The following is a 4,387-nucleotide window of genomic DNA, read 5'->3' on the forward strand; positions in this document are numbered from 1 at the left end:
TTAAGATTTTAACAACAATCGTTATGCAAACATCCCTTCCTAAACTTTTAACATCTCATTTATTTCTTTTATTTGTCTTTGCAGCTGAAGATCAGTTTGCAAGAGCTTAGAAATTTTTTCGTGAGCATGGATAACGGTAGTGTGATCTCGCCCACCAAACTCTTCTCCGATTTTTGGTAATGAATAATCCGTTAGTTCCCGTGATAAGTACATGGCAATCTGTCTAGGGAAAGCTACAGATTTAGTGCGCTTCTTAGCTTTGAAGTCTTCTAGCTTCAAACTATAATGTTCACCAACGGTCTTTTGGATTTCAAGTATAGTGATGACTTTTGGTTTTGAACTTGGAATGATGTCCTTTAACGCCTCTGATGCAAGATCTGCGTTAATATCTTTATTGATTAAAGAAGAATAGGCAACAACACGGATTAATGCTCCTTCAAGTTCTCGGATATTGGTATCGATTTGGTTTGCAATATAAAGCATCACTTCATTTGGTATATCCAAGCCCTCAGCCTTAGCCTTTTTCCGAAGAATAGCAATTCTAGTTTCTAAATCTGGAGGAGTAATATCCGTAATTAATCCCCATTCAAAACGTGAACGCAATCGGTCTTCGAGGGTCGGGATTTCCCTTGGCGGCCGGTCACTTGAGATAACAATTTGTTTGCTTTCTTCATGAAGAGTATTAAAAGTATGGAAAAATTCCTCTTGGGTTGATTCTTTTCCTGCTAAAAATTGAATATCATCAATTAGAAGCACATCCACATTTCGATATTTATTGCGGAATTCTACAGCTTTATTGTCACGAATCGAATTAATAAACTCATTCGTGAATTTTTCTGAAGATAGATATACAACCTTGGCGTTGGGCTTATGTTCTAAAACATAATGACCAATTGCATGCATCAAGTGTGTTTTACCTAACCCAACGCCCCCATATATAAATAAGGGATTGTAGGCTTTTGCGGGTGCTTCAGCAACAGCTAGTGAGGCTGCGTGAGCAAACCGATTCCCTGAACCAATTACAAACGTATCAAACAGGTACTTTGGATTTAAAATATTTGCAGGAAAATCATGTTGATCGTCATCTTTTTTGGCCTTTTTAGCTGGTAATAGTAAATCAGGGTCTTCTTCTTTTTGATTTTGCGGAATGATGAACTTTACTGTCAGCTCTTCTCCAGTGATTTCATAAAGAATACCAGAAATTAACTGGGAGTAGCGCTCCTCGAGCCAATCACGTGCGAATTCATTAGGAGCCGTAATCACAAGTAGATTTCCTTGAAGGGAATGGGCCTTTGTGGACTTCAGCCAGGTGTCAAAGCTAGGCTTGCTAATCTTTTTCTCGATATTGGCTAGAGCAGCATTCCAAAGATCCGCAATATTCTCCAACGGTTGTCCCTCCTTATTTCTTTTTTATCTATCTATTTCTAAAGTGCACTTGCAGATTTTTTTTCGTCTAAACTCCATATATAAAGATATTTTTTCACAAAGAGTGGTGAAGTATCCTTTAACCATCCTCATATCAAAATGGATAAAAGTTCCGTGATAAAACAATGTTATACAAGCTGTACAACTACTAATTTATAAATATACGAAACAATGATTGTGGAAAAACATAATATAGGAAATAAAGTGGAGTTTCGACAATATCCACCGCTTGTGGACAAGTTTCTGCAGTATGCAAGGATAACTTGTCCACACCTTATCCACAAATTGTGGATAATTTATTTTGAAGACGAAGTTATTCAGAGTGAAAACACAAATATAATACCAAATAAAGGGCATGTGTGCAATGCCTTTTATTGGTTTATCCACAACCGTAACAATATGTGATTAAAACTTGTCCACAAGTAGTGCCTCCTGTGCAAAAACTGTCAATATCTTGTGAAAAAGTAAATAAAAAGTCGAAAAAAATATCCACAGGTAAATTTTATAGCAACTCAACTAAGAAAGAAAAATCTTGTTAGAGTAAAAAAGTCTTGGTGCAAAAAAGTGGGGACATGGGAACAATATCTTATGGGTGGTTGACAATATGGAGGTGCGTCTTTATAATTAGTTAGACTGTCTTTAACAGCTATTCCTCAGGGAGGTGTCTTATAATGAAAAGAACATATCAACCAAATAAACGTAAACATAGTAAAGTTCACGGTTTCCGCAGTCGTATGAGCTCAGCTAACGGACGTAAAGTTCTAGCACGCCGTCGTCTTAAAGGAAGAAAAGTATTATCAGCTTAGGCCACTGAAACATCAGTGGTCTTTTTTCTAATAGAGGCTGTTTTCTGTTTAGAAAACAGCTCTAATAAAGGATCTTTCAGAGTGGAAAAGTTTTTGTGCAGATGGAAGGTGTTTTTCTATGAAGAAAGAATTGCGTGTCAAAAAGAATAAGGAATTTCAAGAGGCATTTCAAAAGGGACAATCCTTTGCAAATAGGCAATTCGTTATTTATAGTCTAAAGAAAGAAAATCAGGACTATTTTCGAATTGGTCTTTCTGTGAGCAAGAAGTTAGGAAATGCTGTAACTAGAAACCAAATTAAAAGATACATAAGACAAGCTATTTTTGAACTATCGGATCAAATTGTTCCAGGGAATGATTATGTCATTATTGCTAGAAAACCTGCAGCTGACATGGACTTTTTTGAAGTAAAAAAAAGCTTAACCCATGTATTAAAGGTTGGAAAGGTTTTCAGAAGGGGCAATTTTTAAAAATAATGTTGTATTCGGTATAAATTTAAGAAGCAAATTATTGTAAATGATGGTAAAATACCTATGAAATATACTCAAGGTTTATATTGATAAAAAAGGTATTCATTCTTATATAGTATATATATTGTTCAAGGAGGAAACTTCGGTTGAAAAAACGAATATTACTTTTGCTTGGTATCGTTTCAGTCTTTTTGTTTTTAACAGGATGTACCGAAATAAACAAGCCAATTAGTGCAGAAAGTACAGGATTTTGGAATGAGTATATCGTTTACCCGCTTTCTTGGGTGATTGTAAAAGGTGCAGAAATCCTAGGTGGGAGCTTTGGTTTTTCCTTGATTGTCGTTACAATCTTAATTCGGTTAGCCATACTACCATTAATGATAAAGCAAACAAGAAGCTCAAAAGCGATGCAGGCCTTACAGCCAGAGATGAAGGCACTTCGAGAAAAATATAGTTCAAAAGATCAAAAAACACAGCAAAAATTGCAGCAGGAAACGATGGCTCTTTTCCAAAAACATGGTGTGAACCCAATGGCCGGTTGTTTTCCATTAATCGTGCAAATGCCAATATTAATTGGTTTTTATCATGCGATTTCAAGAACAAGGGAAATCGCTGATCATAGCTTTCTCTGGTTTGACCTTGGAGATAAAGATCCATTCTATATTTTGCCGATTATTGCGGGTATCACCACATTTATTCAGCAAAAACTGATGATGGCTGGTCAAGAGCATAATCCACAAATGGCGATGATGCTTTGGATGATGCCGATTATGATTGTCATTTTTGCTTTCAATTTCCCAGCAGCCCTTTCCTTGTATTGGGTAGTAGGAAACCTGTTTATGATCATACAAACTTATTTCATTAAAGGGCCGGACCTAAGAAAAGTGCAAGAATCCGGTAAAGCGGGAGGAGCAAAAAAGTGAAACAAGTAACTGCTACAGGACAAACTGTCGAAGAAGCAGTGGAATCAGCTTTAGCTCAATTAAACACAACAAAAGACCGCACAGATGTAACCATTATTGATGAAGGTAAAAGGGGCTTCTTTGGAATTTTTGGTGCTCGCCCAGCTGTCGTTAAGGTTACGATTATCATTGATCCAATTGATGAGGCTAAGAAATTCCTGCTTCAGGTTAGTGAACAAATGGGAGTTCCAGTTAGTATTGAAATTAAACGTGATGGTAAACAAGTTCATTTCGTTCTGACAGGAGAAAAGATTGCTCTTTTGATTGGAAAAAGAGGACAAACTTTAAATTCACTGCAATATTTGACGCAGTTAGTGATCAATCGTTTTTCAAATCATTATTTAACTGTTATTTTAGACGCAGAGGACTACCGAAATCGTAGAAACGATACGCTAATTCAATTAGCACATCGTCTTGCCTTAAAGGCTTTAAAGACTGGCAAGGATGTAGCATTGGAACCAATGCCTTCATATGAGCGTAAGGTCATTCACACAGCTTTATCCGATAATAAACGAGTAAAAACATATTCAGATGGTTCAGATCCATATCGACATATTGTGATTTCACCAGCAAAATAAAAAATAGTTAAAAGACATCTTTTCCGAGGATGTCTTTTTTTGTCTTGGCTGTGTTAATGGAATACAAGTTGATTTTAGAACTCGTTGATTGGAGCGAAAGGCGCTCGACTCCTCGAAAATGCTATCGCATTTTCTTCGTGCGTGGGC

5 protein-coding genes are annotated in these 4,387 nt (G+C 36.5%); 4 read left to right on the plus strand and 1 reads right to left on the minus strand.

Annotated elements, in window-relative coordinates:
* Positions 1-39: 39 nt before the first annotated feature.
* Positions 40-1,386, minus strand: coding sequence for a chromosomal replication initiator protein DnaA (gene dnaA, locus V7124_RS07515; RefSeq protein ID WP_335414845.1), 1,347 nt, complete (start codon positions 1,384-1,386; stop codon positions 40-42).
* 710 nt (positions 1,387-2,096) lie between these two features.
* Between dnaA and rpmH the strand changes: the two genes are divergently transcribed.
* The 4 genes from rpmH to jag all read left to right on the plus strand — a co-directional run bounded on the left by rpmH (position 2,097) and on the right by jag (position 4,240).
* A complete protein-coding gene (gene rpmH / locus V7124_RS07520) occupies positions 2,097-2,231 on the plus strand; it encodes a 50S ribosomal protein L34 (protein ID WP_007084526.1) in 135 nt (44 codons plus the stop codon).
* A gap of 118 nt (positions 2,232-2,349) precedes the next feature.
* A complete protein-coding gene (gene rnpA / locus V7124_RS07525) occupies positions 2,350-2,700 on the plus strand; it encodes a ribonuclease P protein component (RefSeq protein ID WP_335414855.1) in 351 nt (116 codons plus the stop codon).
* 146 nt (positions 2,701-2,846) lie between these two features.
* Entirely contained in the window at positions 2,847-3,623 is a 777-nt protein-coding gene (gene spoIIIJ / locus V7124_RS07530; protein WP_335414858.1) for a YidC family membrane integrase SpoIIIJ, read from the plus strand.
* Entirely contained in the window at positions 3,620-4,240 is a 621-nt protein-coding gene (gene jag / locus V7124_RS07535; RefSeq protein WP_335487644.1) for an RNA-binding cell elongation regulator Jag/EloR, read from the plus strand. The genes spoIIIJ and jag overlap by 4 nt, the downstream gene beginning before the upstream one ends.
* Positions 4,241-4,387 lie beyond the last annotated feature (147 nt).

The sequence above is a fragment of the Neobacillus niacini genome, assembly GCF_036961885.1.
Lineage (GTDB): Bacteria > Bacillota > Bacilli > Bacillales > Cytobacillaceae > Neobacillus > Neobacillus niacini_H.

Coding starts and splice junctions, on each gene's coding strand:
- rpmH (WP_007084526.1), top strand. CDS start 2,097: ATGAAAAGAACATATCAACCAAATAAACGTAAACATAGTAAAGTTCAC.
- rnpA (WP_335414855.1), top strand. CDS start 2,350: ATGAAGAAAGAATTGCGTGTCAAAAAGAATAAGGAATTTCAAGAGGCA.